The 21243-nt window shown below is 71.7% G+C and carries 16 protein-coding genes, 1 tRNA gene and 1 riboswitch; of the genes, 14 read left to right on the top strand and 3 right to left on the bottom strand.

Annotated elements, in window-relative coordinates:
* Nucleotides 1-83: 83 nt before the first annotated feature.
* The 7 genes from ACIWQI_RS02205 (at nt 84) to ACIWQI_RS02175 (ending at nt 9744) form a co-directional block, all read left to right on the top strand.
* Nucleotides 84-1379, top strand: a complete 1296-nt coding sequence (locus tag ACIWQI_RS02205) for a glycosyltransferase (RefSeq protein ID WP_396655440.1) — start codon at nt 84-86, stop codon at nt 1377-1379.
* Nucleotides 1376-2788 carry an NAD(P)/FAD-dependent oxidoreductase gene (locus ACIWQI_RS02200; protein WP_396655439.1) on the top strand — a complete coding sequence of 471 codons (1413 nt, stop codon included), beginning with the start codon at nt 1376-1378 and terminating at the stop codon, nt 2786-2788. The genes ACIWQI_RS02205 and ACIWQI_RS02200 overlap by 4 nt, the downstream gene beginning before the upstream one ends.
* A gap of 19 nt (nt 2789-2807) precedes the next feature.
* Nucleotides 2808-4262: an aminobutyraldehyde dehydrogenase gene (locus ACIWQI_RS02195; protein ID WP_396655438.1), complete on the top strand. Its 1455-nt coding sequence runs from the start codon at nt 2808-2810 to the stop codon at nt 4260-4262.
* Nucleotides 4263-4316: 54 nt separating this feature from the next.
* Nucleotides 4317-4401: riboswitch (glycine riboswitch) on the top strand.
* Nucleotides 4402-4562: 161 nt separating this feature from the next.
* A complete protein-coding gene (gene gcvT, locus ACIWQI_RS02190) occupies nt 4563-5696 on the top strand; it encodes a glycine cleavage system aminomethyltransferase GcvT (protein ID WP_396655437.1) in 1134 nt (377 codons plus the stop codon).
* The gene (gene gcvH / locus ACIWQI_RS02185; RefSeq protein ID WP_396655436.1) at nt 5693-6082 is read left to right on the top strand and encodes a glycine cleavage system protein GcvH; all 390 of its coding nucleotides are present in this window, start codon (nt 5693-5695) and stop codon (nt 6080-6082) included. The genes gcvT and gcvH overlap by 4 nt, the downstream gene beginning before the upstream one ends.
* 47 nt (nt 6083-6129) lie before the next feature.
* On the top strand, nt 6130-9012 hold the full coding sequence (gene gcvP / locus ACIWQI_RS02180; protein WP_396655596.1) for an aminomethyl-transferring glycine dehydrogenase: 2883 nt from the start codon (nt 6130-6132) through the stop codon (nt 9010-9012).
* A 222-nt stretch (nt 9013-9234) separates the two neighbouring features.
* Complete coding sequence (locus ACIWQI_RS02175; RefSeq protein ID WP_396655435.1) at nt 9235-9744, top strand: cupin domain-containing protein; 510 nt, start codon at nt 9235-9237, stop codon at nt 9742-9744.
* 46 nt (nt 9745-9790) lie between these two features.
* Here ACIWQI_RS02175 and ACIWQI_RS02170 read toward each other — a convergent pair whose 3' ends face one another.
* The 3 genes from ACIWQI_RS02170 to ACIWQI_RS02160 all read right to left on the bottom strand — a co-directional run bounded on the left by ACIWQI_RS02170 (nt 9791) and on the right by ACIWQI_RS02160 (nt 11499).
* Nucleotides 9791-10558 (bottom strand): hypothetical protein, encoded by a 768-nt coding sequence (locus tag ACIWQI_RS02170; RefSeq protein ID WP_396655434.1) that lies wholly within the window; start codon nt 10556-10558, stop codon nt 9791-9793.
* 62 nt (nt 10559-10620) lie between these two features.
* Nucleotides 10621-10693, bottom strand: a tRNA-Arg gene (locus ACIWQI_RS02165).
* Between the two features lie 32 nt (nt 10694-10725).
* Nucleotides 10726-11499, bottom strand: coding sequence for an SGNH/GDSL hydrolase family protein (locus ACIWQI_RS02160; protein WP_396655433.1), 774 nt, complete (start codon nt 11497-11499; stop codon nt 10726-10728).
* Between the two features lie 120 nt (nt 11500-11619).
* Here ACIWQI_RS02160 and argS point away from each other — a divergent pair, with 120 nt between their 5' ends.
* From argS to rho, 7 genes are all read left to right on the top strand, one after another.
* On the top strand, nt 11620-13284 hold the full coding sequence (argS, locus tag ACIWQI_RS02155) for an arginine--tRNA ligase (protein WP_396655432.1): 1665 nt from the start codon (nt 11620-11622) through the stop codon (nt 13282-13284).
* A 21-nt stretch (nt 13285-13305) separates the two neighbouring features.
* A complete protein-coding gene (locus tag ACIWQI_RS02150) occupies nt 13306-14124 on the top strand; it encodes a DUF2993 domain-containing protein (RefSeq protein WP_396655431.1) in 819 nt (272 codons plus the stop codon).
* A 128-nt stretch (nt 14125-14252) separates the two neighbouring features.
* Entirely contained in the window at nt 14253-15659 is a 1407-nt protein-coding gene (lysA, locus tag ACIWQI_RS02145; RefSeq protein WP_396655430.1) for a diaminopimelate decarboxylase, read from the top strand.
* On the top strand, nt 15656-16978 hold the full coding sequence (locus ACIWQI_RS02140) for a homoserine dehydrogenase (RefSeq protein ID WP_396655429.1): 1323 nt from the start codon (nt 15656-15658) through the stop codon (nt 16976-16978). Before lysA ends, ACIWQI_RS02140 begins: the two co-directional genes overlap by 4 nt.
* 1 nt (nt 16979) lies before the next feature.
* Entirely contained in the window at nt 16980-18068 is a 1089-nt protein-coding gene (gene thrC / locus ACIWQI_RS02135; protein WP_396655428.1) for a threonine synthase, read from the top strand.
* Between the two features lie 2 nt (nt 18069-18070).
* Nucleotides 18071-18994 carry a homoserine kinase gene (gene thrB, locus ACIWQI_RS02130; RefSeq protein ID WP_396655427.1) on the top strand — a complete coding sequence of 308 codons (924 nt, stop codon included), beginning with the start codon at nt 18071-18073 and terminating at the stop codon, nt 18992-18994.
* Nucleotides 18995-19141: 147 nt separating this feature from the next.
* A complete protein-coding gene (gene rho, locus ACIWQI_RS02125) occupies nt 19142-21241 on the top strand; it encodes a transcription termination factor Rho (protein ID WP_396655426.1) in 2100 nt (699 codons plus the stop codon).
* Nucleotides 21242-21243 lie beyond the last annotated feature (2 nt).

Below are 21243 nucleotides of genomic sequence, written 5' to 3'. Positions count from 1 at the left end.
GCGTCGCGGTAAGTCACGAAAGAGGTCTTGACCGCAGTGTTCTTTCCGGTCAAACTCAAAGAACGCCGAACGAGGGAGTTGACGTGAGCGAGCCCACCCGCACATTCCTATTCGTGCCGGAGAGCGCCTACGGGCCGACGAACAACTGCATCGGCATCGGGCACGAGCTGCGCCGGCGCGGGCACCGGGTCGTGTTCGCCGCCGAGCGATCGTGGCAGGGCAAGCTCGAGGCGCTCGGCTTCGACGAGGATCTGGTCGACCTCGAGCCGCCCTCCGACCAGGAGCAGGACGCCGGGCAGTTCTGGAAGGACTACATCAAGGAGATCGCTCCCGAGTTCCGCAAGACGACGGCGGAGCAGCTCGAGACGGTGACCCTCCCGATCTGGCAGGCGCTCGCCGACGGCGCCCGGTACTGCGAGCCGCAGCTGAAGCAGATCATCGCGCGCGTGCGTCCCGATGTGATCATCGAGGACAACGTCATCGCGTTCCCCGCGCTGGTCACGGCGGAGGCGCCCTTCGTGCGGATCGTGAGCTGCAACCCCCTCGAGATCCCGGGCGACGACATCGCCCCGGTCTTCTCGGGCCTGGCCGAGGACGACCGGGCGGGATGGGCCGCGTTCCGCGCGGAGTACGAGCGCACGCATCGCTCGTTCTGGGCGGAGTTCAACGCGTGGGTGCAGGAGCAGGGCGCGCCCCCGCTGCCCGACCTGGAGTTCATCCACCGCGGCGACCGGAACCTGTACGTGTACCCGGAGGTGCTCGACTACCACGCCGCCCGTCCGCTCGACAGCACGTGGCACCGGCTCGACTCCTCGGTGCGCGAGACCGAGCAGGAGCCGGCGGATCTGCCCGCGTCCTTCACGGACGGCAGCCGCCCGCTCGTCTACTTCAGCCTGGGATCGCTGGGCTCGGCCGATGTCAGTCTCATGCAGCGGGTGATCGACGCGCTCGCCGACCAGCCGGTGAACGTCATCGTCTCGAAGGGTCCGCTGCACGACGAGTTCGAGTTGGCGGCCAACATGTGGGGAGCCGAGTTCGTCCCGCAGACCAAGCTGCTGCCGCTGGCCGATCTGGTGATCACCCACGGTGGGAACAACACCACCACCGAGGCGCTGCACTTCGGCAAGCCCATGATCGTCCTGCCGCTGTTCTGGGATCAGTACGACAACGCGCAGCGTGTGCACGAGTGCGGCTTCGGAGTCCGGCTGGACACCTACCGCTTCACTCCGGAGCAGCTGCAGAACGCGGTGCGAGACATCCTGAGCGACACGGCTCTGCGCGACCGCGCGGCGTCCGCCGGCGCGGAGATCCGGGAGCGGGACGGGCTGTCGGCCGCCGCCGACCTGATCGAGCAGGTCGCCGCGCAGGCACGCGTGTGACGACGACGGCTGCGGATGCCGCGGCGGAGGCACTCCGGGATGCGGCACCTGTCGCGTACTGGACCGACGCCCCCGGCGCGCCCGGCATCCGACCGCCGCTGGAGGGCGGCGACGAGGCCGATCTCGTCGTGGTCGGGGCCGGTTTCACGGGTCTGTGGACGGCATGGCGCGCCCTCGACCGGGACCCGAGCAGGTCGGTGGTGGTGCTGGATGCCGAGCGGGTCGCGTACGGAGCGACGGGCCGCAACGGCGGATTCGTCTCCAGCTCCCTCACGCACGGCCTCGTCCACGGCGCCGCGCTCTGGCCGGACCAGGTCGGGGCGCTGCACGAGGAAGGGGAGCGCAACCTCGCCGAGCTCGTGGCCTCGATCGAGGCGGCGGGGATCGAGTGCGATCTGCGGCGGTCCGGCAAGACGACCGTCGCGCTGCAGCCGTGGCAGCTCGAAGGGCTGCAGGAGGCGCAGCGGCTCGGCGAGCAGCACGGCCTGGCGCTCGAGCTGCAATCGGGTGAGCAGGTGCGTGCCGATGTGCACTCGCCGACCTATCTGGGGGGACTGCGCGACCGCACCGGCACCGTGCTCATCGATCCGGCGCGCCTCGCATGGGGCATGGCGGCCGCGCTCGAGCGGCGCGGAGTGCGGATCCTCGAACGCTCCGCGGTCACCGCGATCCGCCGTCGCGGCGGGGGCGTGCGGGTCGAGACCGCCGACGGGTACGTGGATGCCCGCAGCGCCGCGGTCGCCACGGCGGCGTATCCGGGCCCGCTCCGGCGGCTGCGGAACTACATCATTCCGCTCTACGACCACGTGCTCATGACCGAGCCGCTCACCGAGGCCCAGCGGGAGGCGATCGGGTGGAGCGAGGGCCAGGGCATGACCGACGGCGGCAATCAGTTCCACTATTACCGGCCGACCGCGGACGGCCGAATCCTGTTCGGCGGCTGGGATGCCGTGTACTACCGCGGCAGCCGCGTCGATCCCCGCCTCGAGCAGCGCGACAGCTCCCATGCACTGCTCGCCCGGCACTTCTTCGCCACGTTCCCGCAACTGGCCGGCCTGCGCTTCACCCACCGCTGGGCGGGGCCGATCGACTCGACCACGAGGTTCACGGCCGCCTACGGCACCGCTCTCGGCGGCCGTGTCGCGTACGCGGTCGGACACACCGGCCTGGGAGTCGGAGCGGCACGCTTCTCGGCCGACGTGGCCCTGGACCTCCTCGGGGGAGAGCCCACCTCTCGCCTGCGCTACGACATCGTCCGGCGGCGGCCGGTGCCGATTCCGCCCGAACCGCTGCGCAACCCGATCGTTCAGCTCACGCGCCGTTCGATCCTCGCCGCCGACGCCCGCGGTGGCCGGCGGAATCTGTGGCTGCGCACCCTCGACACCTTCGGACTCGGATTCAACTCCTGATACGGACGAAAGGCACCCCATGACCACCGGCACGTTCATCGGCGAATTCCGCGCCGGCACCGGCGACGACGCCGTCATCATCAATCCCGCCACCGAGGCAGAGGTGGCCCGCTTCCGGGCCTCGGGCATCGCCGACGTCGACGAGGCGGCGGCGGCGGCGCGTGCGGCACAGCCGGAGTGGGCGGCCAAGACCCCCGGTGAGCGGTCGCTCGTGCTGCTGCGCCTCGCCGACGCTCTGCAGGCCGATGCCGAGCACCTCGCCCGGCTCGAGGTCGAGGACTCGGGCAAGCCGTGGACGACGGCGTTCGACGGTGAGCTGCCGTTCGGAATCGACAACCTGAGGTTCTTCGCCGGCGCGGCCCGATCGCTGGAGGGAACCGGCGCAGGCACGCTCTCCCAGGGCTACACGTCGATCCTCACGAGACGGCCGGTGGGCGTCGTCGCCGGGATCACCCCGTGGAACTTCCCGCTCATCATGGCGATCTGGAAGGCAGGTCCGGCGCTGGCGGCGGGCAACGCCGTGATCGTCAAGCCCGCCCCGGCGACACCGCGCACCACCCTGCGGTTCGCTGAGCTGGCTGCCGACGCGGGCGTGCCGGCGGGCGTGTTCAGCGTCGTCACCGGAGACGCCGAGACCGGGCAGGCGCTCGTCACGCACCGTGAGGTCGACATGGTGAGCGTGACCGGCTCGACGCAGACGGGGAGGGCCGTGATGCGCGGCGCTGTCGACGGCGTCAAGCGCGTGCACCTCGAGCTGGGCGGCAAGGCGCCCGTGATCGTGTTCGGCGACGCCGACCTGGCTGCGATGGCGCGCGCGGTGACCCTGGGCGCCACGTACAACAGCGGGCAGGACTGCACGGCTGCGACCCGCGTCTATCTGGAGCGCTCGGTGTACGACGACGGCGTCGCGGCGCTGCGCGACGCGGTGCGCGGCGTGGTCGTCGGAGACCCGATGGACCCGGACACGCACATCGGGCCGCTCGTCTCCCGCACGCACCGCTCCCGTGTCGACGGGTTCGTGACGCGGGCGATCGCCGAGGGCGCCGAGGCACTCGCCGGCGGCCACGAGATCGGCGACGCGGGCTCGTACTACGCTCCCACCCTGCTGGTGGGAGCCGCGCAGTCGTCGGAGATCGTGCAGGGCGAGGTGTTCGGTCCCGTGCTGGTCGCGCTCCCGTTCGACGGCGAGGCCGGGGGCGTGGCACTGGCCAATGACAGCGCATACGGGCTCGCGTCGTCCGTGTGGACGGCCGATGTCGGCCGCGCTCTGCGGGTGAGCCAGTCGCTGGACGTCGGCGTCACCTGGGTCAACGACCACCTGCCGATCGCGTCGGAGGCGCCGCACGGCGGCGTGAAGGGGTCGGGGTTCGGCAAGGACATGTCGATGGAGCCCCTGCTGGACTACTCGGTGACCCGCCATCTCATGATCCGGCACGCCGCGCCGCCGGAGACCTCGGGGTTCCGTCCCGCCTAGCACCGTCGGCGGCCCCGACGGGTATGCTGTCGGGAAACAGAACACACGGGCCGCATGACGCGTGCGGGAGAGCCCTCACGGGCACCGAAGGAGCAAGCCTCCCCGCCAATCTCTCAGGTACGCATACCGCTCGCGTCCGGCCGCTCTGGAAAACGGTCGCCGTCATGGACGACGGCAGCCGTGCCGAAGGTGAAAGCCCCGCGCTCCGCGAGCGCGCCAGGGGCGAAGCTCTCAGGCCAATGACAGAGGGGGAGTTCGCGGATGCCGTCCGGCATCCGCCATCCGAATCCCGGAGAACTCATGACAGACCCCACCTCACCGCGCCACACCGTGCTGCGCGACCGGCACGAGGCGCTGGGCGCCTCCTTCACCGACTTCGGCGGCTGGCTGATGCCGGTGCGCTACACGTCCGACCTGGCCGAGCACCACGCCGTCCGCACCGCGGCGGGACTCTTCGACATCTCGCACATGGCCGAGATCGAGGTGCGCGGTGCCGACGCGGCGCGCTTCCTCGACTACGCGGTCTCCGGCCGGATGTCGGCGCTCGCCGTCGACCAGGCCAAGTACACGCTCCTGCTCGATCCGAGCGGCGGCATCGTCGACGACCTCATCGTCTACCGCGCCGCCGATGACGCCTATCTGGTCGTCGCGAATGCCGGCAACCGCGACGCCGCCGTCGCGGCGCTGACCGAACGGGCGCGCGACTTCGACGTCGTGGTCGACGACTGCACCGACCACATCGCCCTCATCGCCGTGCAGGGGCCCCGCTCGCAGGAGATCGTGGAGGCGACCGCGCAGATCACCGCCCTGTCGCAGCCGCTGTCCGACCTGAGGTATTACCGGCGGGGCCACGCGGAGTTCGCCGCAGCCGACGGCACACGCGTGCCCATGCACCTCGCCCGCACCGGGTACACCGGGGAGGACGGCTTCGAGCTGTTCATCCGCGCGAGCCTGGCCGGAGAGCTGTGGGATGCGCTGCTGGCGGCGGGGGAGCCGCTGGGCCTCGTGCCGGCGGGGCTCGCCGCCCGCGACACGCTGCGGCTGGAGGCGGGGATGCCCCTCTACGGCCACGAACTCGGGCTCGACATACTTCCCGCACAGGCGGGCCTGGGCCGCACGGTCGCCGTGGACAAGGACGACTTCGTCGGGAAGGCGGCCCTGGAGACCGTGGTCGCCGGCGACGCCCCCGTGCTGGTCGGCCTGGTCTCCGAGGGCCGCCGCGCCGGGCGCGCCGGGTACCCCGTGCGCCACGGCGACCAGACCGTCGGCGAGGTCAGCAGCGGCGCCCTGAGCCCGACCCTGGGCCACCCGATCGCCTTGGCCTTCGTGCCGCCCGCGCTCGCCGCCGAGGGCACCGAGCTCGCCATCGACGTGCGGGGGACCGCCATCCCCGCCACCGTGACCGCCCTGCCTTTCTACCGGAGGAAGAAATGACCGATCTCGACAGCATCAAGTACACCGCCGAGCATGAGTGGGTCGACTTCGACCCGGCGTCCGGCGTCGCCACCATCGGCATCACCGACTACGCCGCCGACCAGCTCGGGGACGTCGTGTACGTCGATCTGCCGGCCGCAGGCACAGCGGTCACCGCGGGCGACGTGTGCGGCGAGATCGAGTCGACGAAGTCGGTCGGCGAGCTGTACGCGCCGGTCACCGGCGAGGTCGTCGAGATCAACGACACCGTCGTGGACGACCCGTCGCTGGTCAACTCCGACGCGTTCGGCGCGGGCTGGCTGATGAAGGTGCGCGCCGAGGCATCCGCCGTGGATGCGCTCTTGGATCGCGCCGCGTACCAGTCCCTGACCGGCGGTGACGCGTGACCTTCACCGCACGCCATATCGGGACGGGGGCGGCGGCGCAGCGCGCCATGCTCGACGCGGTCGGGTTCGACAGCGTCGAGGCGCTGGTGGCGGCGGCTGTGCCGGCAGCCATCCTTCAACAGGCTCAGGATCGACAGGCTCAGGATCGACAGGACCCGACCGACGCGGGCTCGTCCGCGGCGATCCCGCCTGCTGCGACAGAGCCCGAGGCGCTCGCCGAGCTGCGCGCCCTGGCGGCGCAGAACCGGCCGGCGCGGACGATGATCGGGCTCGGGTACTACGACACGTTCACGCCGTCGGTGATCGCCCGCAACGTCTTCGAGAACCCGTCCTGGTACACCGCGTACACGCCGTACCAGCCGGAGATCTCGCAGGGGCGCCTGGAGGCGCTCATCAACTTCCAGACGATGGTGAGCGACCTCACAGGCCTCGACACCGCGAACGCCTCGATGCTCGATGAGGCGACGGCGGTGGTGGAGGGGATGCTGCTGGCGCGCCGTGCCTCGAAGTCGACCTCCGACGTGTTCCTGGTCGACGCCGACGCGCTGCCGCAGACCAAGGCTGTGCTCGAGCATCGCGCGGCTGCCGTCGGCATCCGGCTCGTCACGGTCGACTTCGCCGCCCTGGCGGGCGAGTCCGACCGCGGGTCGGTCCCCGAGCTCGCGTCGGTCCCCGAGCTTGCCGAGGGGTTCGGCGCCTTCGTCCAGTACCCGGGCGCGACCGGGCGCGTGTGGGACCCCTCCGAGGTGATCGCCGCGGTCCGGGCCCGGGGGGGCCTCGTCGTCGTCGCCGCGGACCTGCTCGCCCTCACGCTGCTGCGCTCACCCGGGTCGCTCGGCGCCGACATCGCGGTCGGCACGACGCAGCGCTTCGGCGTGCCGATGGGCTTCGGCGGTCCGCACGCCGGGTACATGGCCGTGCGCTCGGGCCTGGAGCGCCAGCTGCCGGGGCGCCTGGTGGGGGTGTCGCAGGATGCCGTGGGCAACCCCGCGTACCGGCTCGCCCTGCAGACCCGCGAGCAGCACATCCGGCGCGAGAAGGCGACCTCGAACATCTGCACCGCGCAGGTGCTGCTGGCCGTGATGGCGGCGATGTACGCGGTCTACCACGGCCCCGACGGGCTGCGCGCGATCGCGCAGCGGGTCGCCGGTCACGCTGCGCTGCTCGCGTCGTGGCTGCGGGAGGCCGGGATCGAGCCGCTGCACGACGCGTTCTTCGACACGATCGTCGCACGGGTGCCCGGCCGCGCCGACGAGGTCGTCGCGGCCGCCCGCGAACGCGGATACCACGTCTGGTTCCGCGACCTGGACAGCATCGGAGTGTCGCTCGACGAGACCACGACGATCGAGGACGTCGTCCAGATCGCCGCCGCGTTCGGCGCGAACCGGGCCGACGGCCCGGCGCGGTCCGAGGGCACCGGCATTCCGGAGTCGCTCGCGCGGACCGACGACTTCCTCACGCACCCGGTCTTCAACACGCACCACTCCGAGACGGCGATGATGCGCTACCTGAAGCGCCTGGCCGACAAGGACTACGCGCTCGATCGCGGCATGATCCCGCTCGGCTCGTGCACGATGAAGCTCAATGCCGCCACCGAGATGGCGGCCGTCTCCTGGCCGGAGTTCGCACGCGTGCACCCGTACGCCCCCGAGGAGGACGTGCGCGGCTATCTCACGATGATCGAGCAGCTGGAGTCGTGGCTGGCCGAGGTCACCGGCTACGACGCGGTGTCGCTGCAGCCCAACGCCGGCTCGCAGGGCGAGCTGGCGGGCCTGCTCGCCATCCGCGCCTACCACCGCGCGAACGGCGAGCCCGACCGCACGGTCTGCCTGATCCCGTCGTCGGCGCACGGCACCAACGCCGCCTCGGCGGTGCTGGCCGGGATGAAGGTCGTCGTCGTGGCCTGCGACGCCGACGGCAACGTCGACCTCGACGATCTGCGGGCGAAGATCGCCGCGCACGCCGACGCGGTCGGCGCCCTCATGATCACCTACCCGTCGACGCACGGCGTGTATGAGACCGACATCGCCGAGATCGCGCAGGTCGTGCACGATGCGGGCGGCCAGGTCTACGTCGACGGCGCGAACCTCAACGCCCTGCTCGGCTACGCGCGCTTCGGCGACTTCGGCGGCGACGTCTCGCACCTGAACCTGCACAAGACGTTCGCGATCCCGCACGGCGGCGGCGGACCCGGGGTCGGCCCGGTCGCGGCGAAGGCGCACCTCGCGCCGTACCTGCCTTCGCATCCGCTCTCGCAGCGCGCCGAGCATGCCGGCGGCTTCGTCTTCGACGGCGGCCCGGTCTCGGCCGCGGCGTACGGCTCCGCCGGCATCCTGCCTATCTCGTGGGCGTACGTGCGGATGATGGGCGCGCAGGGATTGAAGGATGCCACGGGCGCAGCGGTGCTGGCGGCCAACTGGATCGCGGCGCGGCTGCGCGAGCATTTCCCGGTGCTGTACACGGGTGAGAACGGCCTCGTGGCGCACGAGTGCATCCTCGACCTGCGCCCGCTGCGCGAAGAGACCGGCATCACCGTCGACGACGTCGCCAAGCGGCTGATCGACTACGGCTTCCACGCGCCGACGATGTCGTTCCCGGTCGCGGGAACCCTCATGGTCGAGCCGACCGAATCCGAAGACCTCGCCGAGCTCGAGCGCTTCGTCGAGGCGATGATCTCGATCAAGGCCGAGGCGCTCGCGGTGGCGGCGGGGCAGTGGCCCGCCGACGACAACCCGCTCGTGAACGCACCGCACACCGCGGAGTCGATCGCCGTCGGCGACTGGACGCATCCGTACTCGCGCGAGGTCGCCGTCTACCCGCTGCGCAGCCTCGTCCACGCGAAGTACTGGCCGCCGGTGCGTCGCATCGATCAGGCCTACGGCGACCGCAATCTCGTCTGCGCCTGCCCGCCGGCAGAGGCCTTCGCGTGAGCGCGGAAACCTCACCTTCAACATGACGTCGAGGTGACTTTCGGTGAAAGTCTTGACGTCTGCGGCGTGTCCAGTAGATTCACTCATGCGAAGAGAAAACGGAAACGGAAAGCTCGAAAGAGTCGGAAACGGAGACCGAAGATCGCACTGATGAACGCCCCCGCGGCCTCGGCCGCGGGGGCGTTCTTCGTGCGGGGGAATCGCGGCGCTACAGTGACGTGCATGGCCGACGATCGACCGCCCCGGCACACGGCATCCGTGGGCACCGCGCTCGCGCTGGCGCTCGGTGCCATCGCCCTCCTCGCCGGCTGCGCCGGTCCTTCGTCCGAGGCCGCCGCGCCCACCCCGTCGGCGACATCGACGGCGCCGGTGCAGGCCGTCGACGTCGCGGCGGGCGAGATCGACGAGGCGGTCGAGGTCGCCGTGACCGGAGCTGACGGGGTCGGCGTCACGTTCCGTGAGATCACCATCGCACCGGGGGCGGGCACCGGAGAGCACTGCCACCACGGCCAGCTCATCGCCGTCGTCGAGCAGGGCACCCTGACCCACTATGCCCCCGTCTACCCGGACGGCGTGCACGTCTACGACGAGGGCGACGCCATCATCGAGGGTGCGGGCTACGTCCACGAAGGCGTCAACGAGGGCGACGTGGACGTCGTGCTGTGGGTGACCTACGTCATCCCCGAGGGCGAGCCGCTCGCCGAGACCGACCTCACCCGGTGCGACCACTGACCGATTGCGCGCATCCCGCGCGCGCCGAGCGTCGGCTCGCCTGCCGTCAGGGAGCGCCGTCCGCGGGCGCCGCGTACACGAGCACGCGGTCCCCTTCGAGCACGTACCGGACGGCGGAGCCCTCCGGGTAGAGCTCGCGGAGCTCGGCAGGCCAGTCCACGGTGACCACACTCGTCAGAGTCGACGCGAACGGGCCCGCATCGCAGCCCACCGCGATGGCGCCGCGAGCAGGGTCGTCCGCGCTCAGGGCGTACAGGCACATGGTGCTGCCCACGTCGGTCTGCTGGGGCGCAGCGACCAGCTGGACGCCGAGGTGCTCGGTGAAAAGGACCGCGCCCTCCGGCCGTGGGCCGAGGATGAACTCCGGCCACGTGCCCTGCTCGGACGCCGGGAGCGTGATGATCGGGGCGGGGTCCTTCGGGGCGACGAGCGTGGCCACCGCGGCGCCGGAGAGGCCCGCCACGACCAGCGTCAGAGCCCACACCAGCGCGAGCCGGCGGCGCGGCCGGCGGGGAGCGGGTGCGGGGGAGGACGGCGAGGTCTCCGCGGCGGACGCCGGCGTGGTCACCCCGGGGGATGCCGGCTGCTCGGGGCGCCGGGAATCCGGCGCGGGTGGCGACGGCGCGGGCGCACCGGCGGGCGGCGGTGCAGCCGCTTCGGCCGCTGCGGCGGGATCCGGTGCGTCCGCGGTGCGCAGCAGCGATTCGAGCTCCTGCAGGCGGCGCAGAGCACGGGGATCGTCGTGGATGTCGGCGTCCGGCCCGTATGCCCGCGCCCGCAGGGCCCGGAGCTCGTCGGTGGGGAACTGGTCCATGGTGCTATGTCATCCCCGAGACCGGCCGCGCCCGGCCCGCCCGACGACGGGTCGGTGTGAAGTGCCCCCGACACGAATCGAACGTGCGACCTTTGGTACCGGAAACCAACGCTCTATCCCCTGAGCTACGGAGGCGTACCGATCGAGAGTATCACCGCCCGGCTGGATCACTGCTCCACGGCATCCGGCGCCGACAGCGCCGCCAGGTCTCTCGCGAGGCGCAGCGCGAGATAGGCGTGGCCGGCGGTCGAGGGATGCAGGTCGCGGGGGTCGATCACGCGCCGGTGGTTGCGTTCGGTGATCCACTGCTCGGCGATCGGCGAGATGTGGACCCACCCGCGCAGCGCGGCGAGCTCGGCCAGCTCCCGGTCGATGCGGGCGACGGCCCGCTCCGTCGGCAGCACGTGCGGCGCGGGGCCGAACACGACGATCTCCGCATCCGGGTACAGGTCGGCGAGGGCGTCCCAGGCATCCGTCACCGCGGCGTGCAACTCCGCCAGATCCTCGCGACGGTCGTTGATCGAGCCCTGGACGATCACGAGGTCCGGGTCGAGGCCGGGGTCGAGTGCTGCGATCCGCTCGCCGTACGTCCCGCCGTCGATGCCCGGGCGCAGGTAGCCGCTGCCGCGCACCCCGTCGACGATGACATCCCAGCCGCGTTCGCGGCCCAGCACGTACGCATAGCCGCGGGTGGGCACCACCGCCGACTGCCCCCACGTCCACGAGTCGCCGAAGACGAGCACCCGTGCCCGCTCGGGGATCGTCAGCGGCCTCGTCTCGGCGGCGCTCATCGCGGGGTCTCCCGCAGATCCCGCCGAGACGGGCGCGGCACCGCCCGCCCACGGCCGCCAGACCGCGAGCAGGCACACTGCGGCGACAGCGACGGCGAGGGCGGCGATGCCCCACGCACGTCGGACGCGTTCGGGTCCGGCCGACGTCATGACAGCGAGGATAGGCCACGCCGGCCCGATCGCCGCATCGCTTTCCACAGGCCGCGCGACCCACCCCTCGGGTGGCCTGCGGCATCGATCCGGCTCGCCGGAAACTAGACTTGACGGGCCATGGATCCTGCCGCTCTCTCCGCCGCCCTGCTCGCCGTCATCACGCCGATCGCGCAGCAGCGCCGACCCGGCTCGACGGACGGTCTGCAGGCATCCGATCTCCCGCTGGAGCGGCCGAAGAACCGCGAGCACGGCGACTGGGCGTCCAACGCGGCGCTCAAGCTCGCCAAGCAGGTGGGGGCGAATCCGCGGGAGCTGGCCGCCGAGATCGCCGAGGGCCTGCGGGCGGTGCCGGGAATCGCGAGCGTCGAGGTCGCCGGCCCGGGCTTCATCAACGTCCGGCTGGATGCCGCGGCCGCCGGCGCACTGGCCAAGACCATCGTCGACGCGGGCGCCGCCTACGGCACCTCCGATGCGCTGTCGGACGAGGTGATCAACCTCGAGTTCGTGTCGGCCAACCCCACCGGGCCCATCCACCTCGGCGGCACCCGCTGGGCGGCCGTCGGCGATGCGCTGGCCCGCATCCTCGCCGCGCAGGGCGCGGCGGTCACGCGCGAGTACTACTTCAACGACCACGGGTCGCAGATCGACCGCTTCGCACGGAGCCTGGTCGCGGCCCACGAAGGCCTGCCCACGCCCGAGGACGGCTACGGCGGCGCCTACATCGGCGACATCGCGCGTCGCGTCGCGCTCGCCTACGACGGCGACATCGATGCGCTCGAACCGGCCGAGAAGCAGGAGGCGTTCCGGGCGCTCGGCGTCGGGTTCATGTTCGACGAGATCAAGCAGAGCCTGCACGAGTTCGGCGTCGACTTCGACGTCTACTTCCACGAGAACTCGCTGCACGAATCCGGCGCCGTCGACCGCGCCGTGCAGCGCCTGCGCGAGCTCGGGCACATCTTCGAGGCCGACGGCGCGATCTGGCTGCGCACCACCGCGTTCGGCGACGACAAGGATCGCGTGATCATCAAGTCCGACGGGCAGCCGGCGTACATCTCGGGCGACCTGGCGTATTACCTCGACAAGCGCGAGCGCGGCTTCAACCGGTGCATCATCATGCTGGGCGCCGACCACCACGGATACGTGCGCCGCATGATGGCGATGACGGCCGCATTCGGCGACGAGCCCGGCGTGAACCTGCAGATCCTCATCGGACAGCTGGTCAACCTCGTCAAGGACGGCCAGCCGGTGCGCATGTCGAAGCGGGCGGGCACCGTGGTCACGATGGAGGACCTCGTCGAGATCGTGGGAGTGGATGCCGCGCGCTACGCCCTCACCCGCAGCTCGACCGACTCGAACCTCGATGTCGACCTGGACGTCCTGCAGAAGCGCACCAACGACAACCCCGTCTTCTACGTGCAGTACGCGCACGCCCGCACGCACAACGTCGCCCGCAACGCGGCCTCGGCCGGCGTCACCCGCGACGTCTTCGCACCGGAGCTGCTCGACCACGAGACGGAGTCGGCGCTGCTGGGCGCTCTGCAGGAGTATCCGCGCATCGTGGCGTTCGCGGCGGAGGTGCGCGAGCCGCACCGCGTCGCCCGCTACCTGGAAGAGCTCGCCGGGCTCTACCACCGCTGGTACGACAACTGTCGCGTCATCCCACTCGGCGACGACCCGATCACGGACCTGCACCGCACCCGGCTGTGGCTCAACGATGCGACGGGACAGGTCCTGCGCAACGGGCTGACGCTCCTCGGCGTGTCGGCGCCGGAGCGGATGTAGGTGGGCGGGTAGGACGGAGGCATGAGCCGCGGTCTGCCCGAAGCCCAGCCCGGCTACCGCTGGGAGCTGCAGGTGCCCTCCGCGCCGCAGCGGCGGCATCCCGGTCGATGGATCGCCGCGATCATCGTGCTGCTCGTGCTCCTGGCGGCCGCCGTCGCCGCCGCCGAATGGCTCGCGCGCGAGGTGACGACGAACTCGATCCGCAATGCCGTCAAGGCCGAGCTCGGGCTGCCCCGCGACCAGGTGGTCGAGGTCGATGTCCCCGGGATCGTGCTGGTGCAGCTGGCGAAGGGAACCCTCGACGAGGTCACGATCACCTCGGACGACGTCACCCTCGGTGCACTCACCGGGGACATGACCGTGCACGCGACCGGGCTCCCGGTGCGCGGCGACGACCCGCTCCAGTCCGTCGCGGCGACCGTCGTGCTCGACGAGGCGCAGCTGCGCGCCCTGCTCGGGACGGTGGAGGGCTTCCCCGCCGACTCGGTTGCACTGGACGACCCCGATGTGACGATGACCTATCCGCTGCAGGTCCTCGGCGTCGACGTCCCGATCGGGGTGGCGCTCACCCCGGGTGCGTCCGCCGGAGATCTGGTCCTGACACCGAGCGCGTTCCAGGTCGGCGACTCCGAGATCTCCGCCGACGATCTGCGCGATCGTTTCGGGCCGATCGCGCAGACGGTGCTCGGCGACTGGCAGGTGTGCATCGCGGAGCACCTGCCCGCGGGCGTGACGCTCACCGGTGTGGATGTCTCCGGTGGGGAGCTGGTCGGCACGGTGGCCGTCGACGGGCGCATCGCGATCGACCCCGAGCTGCAGGAGAACGGCACCTGCGAGTGAGGGGAGCCGGGCACACCGGCGCGCGAGAGGATCGACGCTAGACTTCTGATACAGCCCGGCCGGTGGCATCCCGCGGCCGCGGCGCCATCTTCCGCCCGCCGCCGCGCCCGCATCACGATTGGCTCGAAGTGTCTCCGAACGCCTCCCTCGCCCCGGCCTGGCTGGCTGCACCCGAGGACGCGAACGCGCTCGCTGCGGGGGTGTGGCCCGCGTCCGCACAGCGCGACGCCGAGGGAGTGCTGTCGATCGGCGGGGTGCCCGCGACGACCCTGCAGGAGAGCTTCGGCACACCCGTCTACGTGCTCGACGAGGGCGAGGTGCGCGCCCGCGCGCGGCGCATCCTGGCAGCGTTCCGGGATGCCGCGGCCCTCCGCGGCGCGCACGCCCGCGTCTATTACGCCGGCAAGGCGTTCCTGTCCACCGTGATCGCGCGCTGGGTGACCGAGGAGGGCCTCGCCCTCGACGTGTGCACCGGCGGGGAGCTGGCCGTCGCCCGGGCCGCGGGCATCGAGGGCTCGCGGATCGGGTTCCACGGCAACACCAAGTCCGTCGCCGAGCTCGAGGCCGCCCTGGACGCCGGCGTCGCGACCGTCGTCCTGGACAGCCGGATCGAGCTCGAGCGCCTCGCGGCCCTCGCCGATCGGCGCGGCATCCGCCAGCCCGTCCTCATCCGGGTCAACAGCGGCGTCCACGCCGAGACCCACGAGTTCCTGGCCACCGCGCACGAGGATCAGAAGTTCGGGTTCGCCCTCGACGAGGCCGCGGAGGTGGCCGCGCGCGTGCGTGAGCTGCCGAGCCTCGTGCTGGTGGGACTGCACTGCCACATCGGATCGCAGATCTTCGGCGCCGACGGCTTCCGCGAGTCCGCCGCGCGAGTGGTCGAGCTGCACGCCGAGCTCAGCGCCGTCGACCGGCTGCCGATCCTGAATCTGGGCGGCGGCTTCGGCATCGCCTACACGTCCGCCGACGATCCCGACCCGATCGAACAGCTCGCCGAGGGGGTCGTCGAGGCCGTGGCGGCGCAGTGCGACGTGCGCGGCATCCCGATCCCGAACCTGGCGTTCGAGCCGGGGCGATGGATCGTCGGGCCGGCGGGCGTCACGCTCTACGAGGTCGGCACCGTCAAGCCTGTCCGCGTGTCGGACGACGCCACGCGGCTCTACGTGAGCGTCGACGGCGGCATGAGCGACAATCCTCGGCATGCCCTCTACGGCGCGCAGTACTCGGCGCGGCTCGCGTCGCGCACGAGCCAGGCCGAGCCGGCGCTCTCGCGGGTGGTCGGCCGGCACTGCGAGTCCGGTGACATCGTCGTCGACGCCGAGTACCTGCCCGCCGATGTGACGCCGGGCGACCTGCTCGCGGTGCCCGCGACCGGCGCGTACTGCTTCTCGCTGGCCAGCGACTACAACTACGTGCCGCGACCGCCCGTGGTGGCGGTGCGGGAAGGACACGCGCGCGTGATCGTGCGCCGAGAGACCATCGCCGACCTGCTCGCCCGCGACGCGGGTGTGCACCACAACGAAGGGGACCGATGACTGCCGACTACCGCCGCCTGCGGATCGCGCTGCTGGGCGCAGGTGCCGTGGGCTCGCAGGTGGCCTCGCTGCTGCTCGAGCACGGCGATGAGCTCGCCGACCGCGCCGGAGCCGCGCTCGACCTCGTCGGCATCGCGGTGCGCGACCTGGACGCGCCGCGCGACGCCGAGCTGCCGCGCGAGCTGCTGACCACCGACGCGGACGCACTCGTGGTCGGCGCCGACATCGTCATCGAGCTGATGGGGGGCATCGAGCCCGCCCGGACGCACCTGCTGCAGGCGATCAACGCCGGCGCCGACGTGGTGACCGCCAACAAGGCGCTGCTGGCCACCCACGGTCCGGAGCTGTTCGAGGCGGCAGACCAGGTCGGCGCCGAGATCTACTACGAGGCGGCGGCCGCCGGGGCCATCCCTATCATCCGGCCGCTGCGCGACTCGCTCGCCGGCGACCGCGTGCGCCGGATCCTGGGGATCGTCAACGGCACCACGAACTACATCCTCGATCGGATGGATGCCGAAGGCGCCGAGTTCGACGACGTGCTCGCCGAGGCGCAGGCGCTCGGGTACGCGGAGGCCGACCCCACCGCCGACATCGAGGGCTTCGACGCCGCGCAGAAGGCGGCGATCCTTGCGAGCCTCGCCTTCCACACGGCCGTGCCGCTGGAGGCCGTGCACCGCGAGGGCATCACCGGCATCGACGCGGCCATGATCGAGTCGGCGCGCCACGCGGGCTACGTCATCAAGCTGCTCGCCGTGTGCGAGCGTCTCATCGACCCCGAGACCCAGGCGGAGTCGATCTCGGTGCGCGTGTACCCGGCCCTGGTGAGCCGCTCCCATCCGCTCGCCACGGTGCACGGCGCCTACAACGCCGTGTTCGTCGAGGCAGAGGCCGCCGGAGACCTCATGTTCTACGGGGCTGGCGCCGGGGGCGTGCAGACCGCCTCGGCGGTGCTCGGCGACGTCGTCTCCGCGGCCCGGCGGCACATCGCCGGGGGCGTGGGGGTGGGGGAGTCCACGCTCGCCGACCTGCCGATGGCGCCGGTCGGGCACGTGGTCACCCGGTACCAGATCACCCTCGAGGTCGACGATCGGCCCGGCGTGCTGGCCACGGTGGCCGGAATCCTCAGCGACGGGCGGGTCTCGATCGCGACGGTCGAGCAGACCACGGGAGGCAGCCAGGACGCCGGCGACGCCGTGGCGCGTCTTGTGATCGGCACGCACCGGGCGCTGGAGCAGGACCTCAGTGAGACCGTGGAGCGCCTCGGCGCGAGCGGAGTGGTGGAGCGCGTGGTCTCGGTGCTGCGCGTGGAAGGAGACTGACATGGCACATGTGTGGCGCGGGGTGATGCGCGAGTACGCCGACCGCCTCGGGGTGACCGACTCGTCGACCGTCGTGACCCTGGGGGAGGGCGGCACGCCGCTCGTCCCGGCACCGGCCCTGTCGCGGCGCACCGGCGCGGACGTGTGGGTGAAGTTCGAGGGGATGAACCCGACCGGCTCCTTCAAGGACCGGGGGATGACGGTGGCCCTCTCGCGCGCCGTCGAGCACGGTGCCGAGGCCGTCATCTGCGCCTCCACCGGGAACACCTCGGCGTCGGCCGCCGCGTATGCCGCGCATGCCGGCATCACCGCGGCCGTCCTCGTGCCCGAGGGCAAGATCGCGATGGGCAAGCTCAGCCAGGCAGTCGCCCACAACGGCCGGCTCATCCAGATCCGCGGGAACTTCGACGACTGCCTCGAGATCGCCCGTGAGCTCGCCGAGCAGTATCCGGTGCACCTCGTGAACTCGGTCAACCCCGACCGCATCGAGGGGCAGAAGACCGCTGCGTACGAGATCGTCGAGGTGCTCGGCGATGCGCCCGACTTCCACTTCATCCCGGTCGGCAACGCCGGCAACTACACGGCGTACTCCCGCGGGTACCGCGAGGAGGCCGAGCGCGGCGCCTCGACCCGCGTGCCGCGGATGTTCGGCTTCCAGGCCGAGGGCTCGGCGCCGCTCGTGCGCGGCGAGGTGGTCAAGAACCCGGAGACGGTCGCCTCTGCGATCCGCATCGGCAACCCCGCGTCCTGGGAGCTCGCTCTCGAGGCGCGGGACGCGACCCGAGGCTGGTTCGGCGCGATCGACGACGAGCGCATCCTGGCCGCCCAGAAGCTCCTCGCGGGCGAGGTGGGCGTGTTCGTCGAGCCCGCCTCGGCGATCAGCGTGGCCGGACTGCTCGACCGCGCCGCGGCGGGAGTCGTCCCGGCGGGCGCCCGCGTGGTGCTGACGGTCACCGGTCACGGCCTCAAGGACCCGCAGTGGGCGCTGCGCAACCCCGACGGCACGGACGTGCAGCCGACGGTCGTGGATGCCACCACGAGCGAGGTCGCGTCGGTGCTCGGGCTGCAGCCCGAGTCGCGGGGGCAGTGAGCATGCGGCCGAGCGTCGCGGTGCGCGTGCCTGCCACGAGCGCCAACCTCGGCCCCGGGTTCGACACCCTGGGACTCGCGCTGTCGATCTACGACGAGCTCACGGTCACCGTGCTCGACGAGGATCGGCTGGTCATCGAGGTGGAGGGCTCCGGTGCCGCGGAGGTCCCGCGGGACGGGTCGCATCTGGTGGTGCGTGCGATCGCGCGCACGTTCGAGAGCGCGGGACGGCGGATGCCGGGACTGCACCTGCAGGCCCGCAACGTCATCCCGCATGGTCGCGGCCTCGGCTCGTCCGGCGCAGCGGTGGCCTCCGGCATCCGCGCTGCGCAGGGCCTGCTCGCCGACGAGGTGACCTTCGGCGACGACGAGGTGCTGCGCATCGCGACCGACCTCGAGGGGCACCCCGACAACGTCGCGCCTGCCCTGTTCGGCGGCCTCACGATCGCCTGGACGACGCCGGCGGGCCCCGCCCACAAGAAGCTGCTCGTGCACCGCGGCGTCTCGCCGCTGGTGTTCGTCCCCGAATCGACCATGTCGACCGAGGTCGCCCGGAGCCTGCAGCCGGCACAGGTGCCGCGCGAGGATGCCGTCTTCAACGTCTCGCGCTCGGCGCTGCTGGTGGCGGCGCTGACCCAGAGTCCCGAACTGCTGCTGGCCGCGACCGAGGATCGGCTGCACCAGGACTACCGTGCCGAGGCCATGCCGCACACCAGCGCCCTCGTGCGCGCGCTGCGCGCGGAGGGCTTCGCGGCGGTGGTGTCGGGGGCCGGACCCAGCGTGCTCGTGCTCGCCGACGGGCCCGGTGCGCGGCTGGAGGCGGCCGAGCTCGCGGCATCGGTCGTGGATGCCCCGTGGGAGGCCCTGATGCTCGCCGTCGACGTCAAGGGTGGTACAGTGAGAGAACCAGCGGAGGGTTCCACGTAGCGGCATTCGCAGCACGTGAATCTGGCCTCCGTCGCAATTCTGCGAACTCTGCATGCCCATCCCGTCGACCGGCCCCCGGTCGTCGCAGGATGCGCGCCGACGCGCCCGCGTCGCGGCAGAGCCGAACGTACTTATAGAGGAGAACTCGTGGAGTCCATCTCCGAGATCCAGTCCGGTCCTGTGCACGCCGAAGGCGAGCAGACCGACAACACCCCCGACATCGACGACACGGTCCAGGCCCCGCAGGAGCCGGTGCAGGATGCCGAGCGCGCCGCCGCAGAGTCCGTCGCCGGCGACGCGTCCGCGGCTGACGCCGTCGCGCCCGCGGCTGCAGAGCAGGCGGACCCCGAGCCCGTGCCCGCTCAGCCTGAGGCGGACAAGCCCGAGGCACAGAAGCAGGGCGACGCCGAGCCCGCGGCCGCTGAGGCTCCCGCCGAGCCCGCTGACGCACCCGCCACCGACAAGCCCGCCAAGGCCAGGAAGTCCGGAGCCCGGCGCCGCCGCGTGCACGAACTCGCCGCCGAGGCGGGCGTCGACTCGCGCACGGTGCTCGACAAGCTGGCCGAGCTGGGCTCGCCGGCGGCCAGCCCGGCATCCGCCGTCACCGCCGAGGTCGCCGACCAGGTGCGCGCGGCGTTCGCCGCAGAGAAGGCCGCCGCGGCGGGGGAGGGCGTCGAGCCCACCGACAGCGGCGAGGCCGAGGCATCCGCTTCCGCCGAGGAGCCCGAAGACGCATCCGCAGGCGATGGGTCCGCCAAGGACGAGAAGGACGCCGAGAGCGGCAGGAAGCCCAAGGGCGACAAGAAGTCCGCCGACGACGACGCTGCCTCCGAGGGCGAGCAGTCCGGCGACGCCGAGCAGCAGTCCTCCGGTCGCCGCAGCCGCAGCCGCAGCCGCAACCGCAACCGCAGCCAGAACCAGAACGGGCAGGACGGGCAGGGCAACGGCTCGGCCAAGCCGGACTCGGACGGCGAAGAGCAGTCGTCCGGCGGCGGCCGAGGCCGGGGCCGGAGCAAGCGCCGTGGCCAGGGCGGCACGGCAGACGAGTTCGAGACCGAGATCGGCGAGGACGACGTCCTCATCCCGATCGCCGGCATCCTCGACGTCCTCGACAACTACGCGTTCGTGCGCACGAGCGGATACCTCCCCGGCGCCAGCGACGTCTACGTGTCGCTCGGCCAGGTGAAGAAGTACAACCTGCGCAAGGGCGATGCGATCGTCGGCGCCATCAAGCAGCCCCGCGAAGGGGAGCAGTCCAGCCGTCAGAAGTACAACGCGCTCGTCAAGGTGGACTCGGTCAACGGCCTGTCCACCGAGGATGCCGCCGGCCGCGTCGAGTTCGGCAAGCTCACGCCGCTGTACCCGCAGGAGCGCCTGCGCCTGGAGACCGCACCCGAGAAGCTGACCCAGCGCATCATCGACCTGGTCGCGCCGATCGGCAAGGGCCAGCGCGGGCTCATCGTCGCACCGCCCAAGGCCGGGAAGACGATCGTGCTCCAGCAGATCGCGAACGCCATCGCGATCAACAACCCCGAAGTGCACCTCATGGTCGTGCTCGTGGACGAGCGGCCGGAAGAGGTCACCGACATGCAGCGCACGGTCAAGGGTGAGGTCATCGCGTCGACCTTCGACCGCCCCGCCGAGGACCACACCACGGTCGCCGAGCTCGCGATCGAGCGCGCCAAGCGGCTCGTCGAGCTCGGTCGCGACGTGGTCGTGCTGCTTGACTCGATCACCCGGCTCGGACGCGCGTACAACATCTCGGCGCCGACCTCGGGCCGCGTGCTGACCGGAGGGGTGGACGCGTCGGCGCTGTACCCGCCGAAGCGCTTCTTCGGCGCCGCGCGCAACATCGAGAACGGCGGCTCGCTGACGATCCTCGCGACGGCACTGGTGGAGACCGGCTCGAAGATGGACGAGGTGATCTTCGAGGAGTTCAAGGGCACCGGCAACAGCGAGCTGCGCCTGTCGCGCCAGCTGGCCGACAAGCGCATCTTCCCCGCGGTCGACGTCAATGCGTCGTCGACCCGCCGCGAGGAGATGCTGCTGTCGCCGGACGAGGTCAAGATCACCTGGAAGCTGCGTCGCGCGCTCGCCGGCCTCGACCCGCAGCAGGCCCTCGAGGTCGTGCTCGGCAAGCTCAAGGAGACGCAGTCGAACGTCGAGTTCCTCGTGCAGATGCAGAAGTCGATCCCGACGCCCGCCGCCGGCGGCCACTCGCACGGGCACGACAACAGCATCCGCTGACC

This window comes from Microbacterium sp. (assembly GCF_044508325.1).
Lineage (GTDB): Bacteria > Actinomycetota > Actinomycetes > Actinomycetales > Microbacteriaceae > Microbacterium.
The sequence above is the reverse complement of the archived record's forward strand: the minus strand, read 5'-3'. Positions and strand labels throughout refer to the sequence as shown.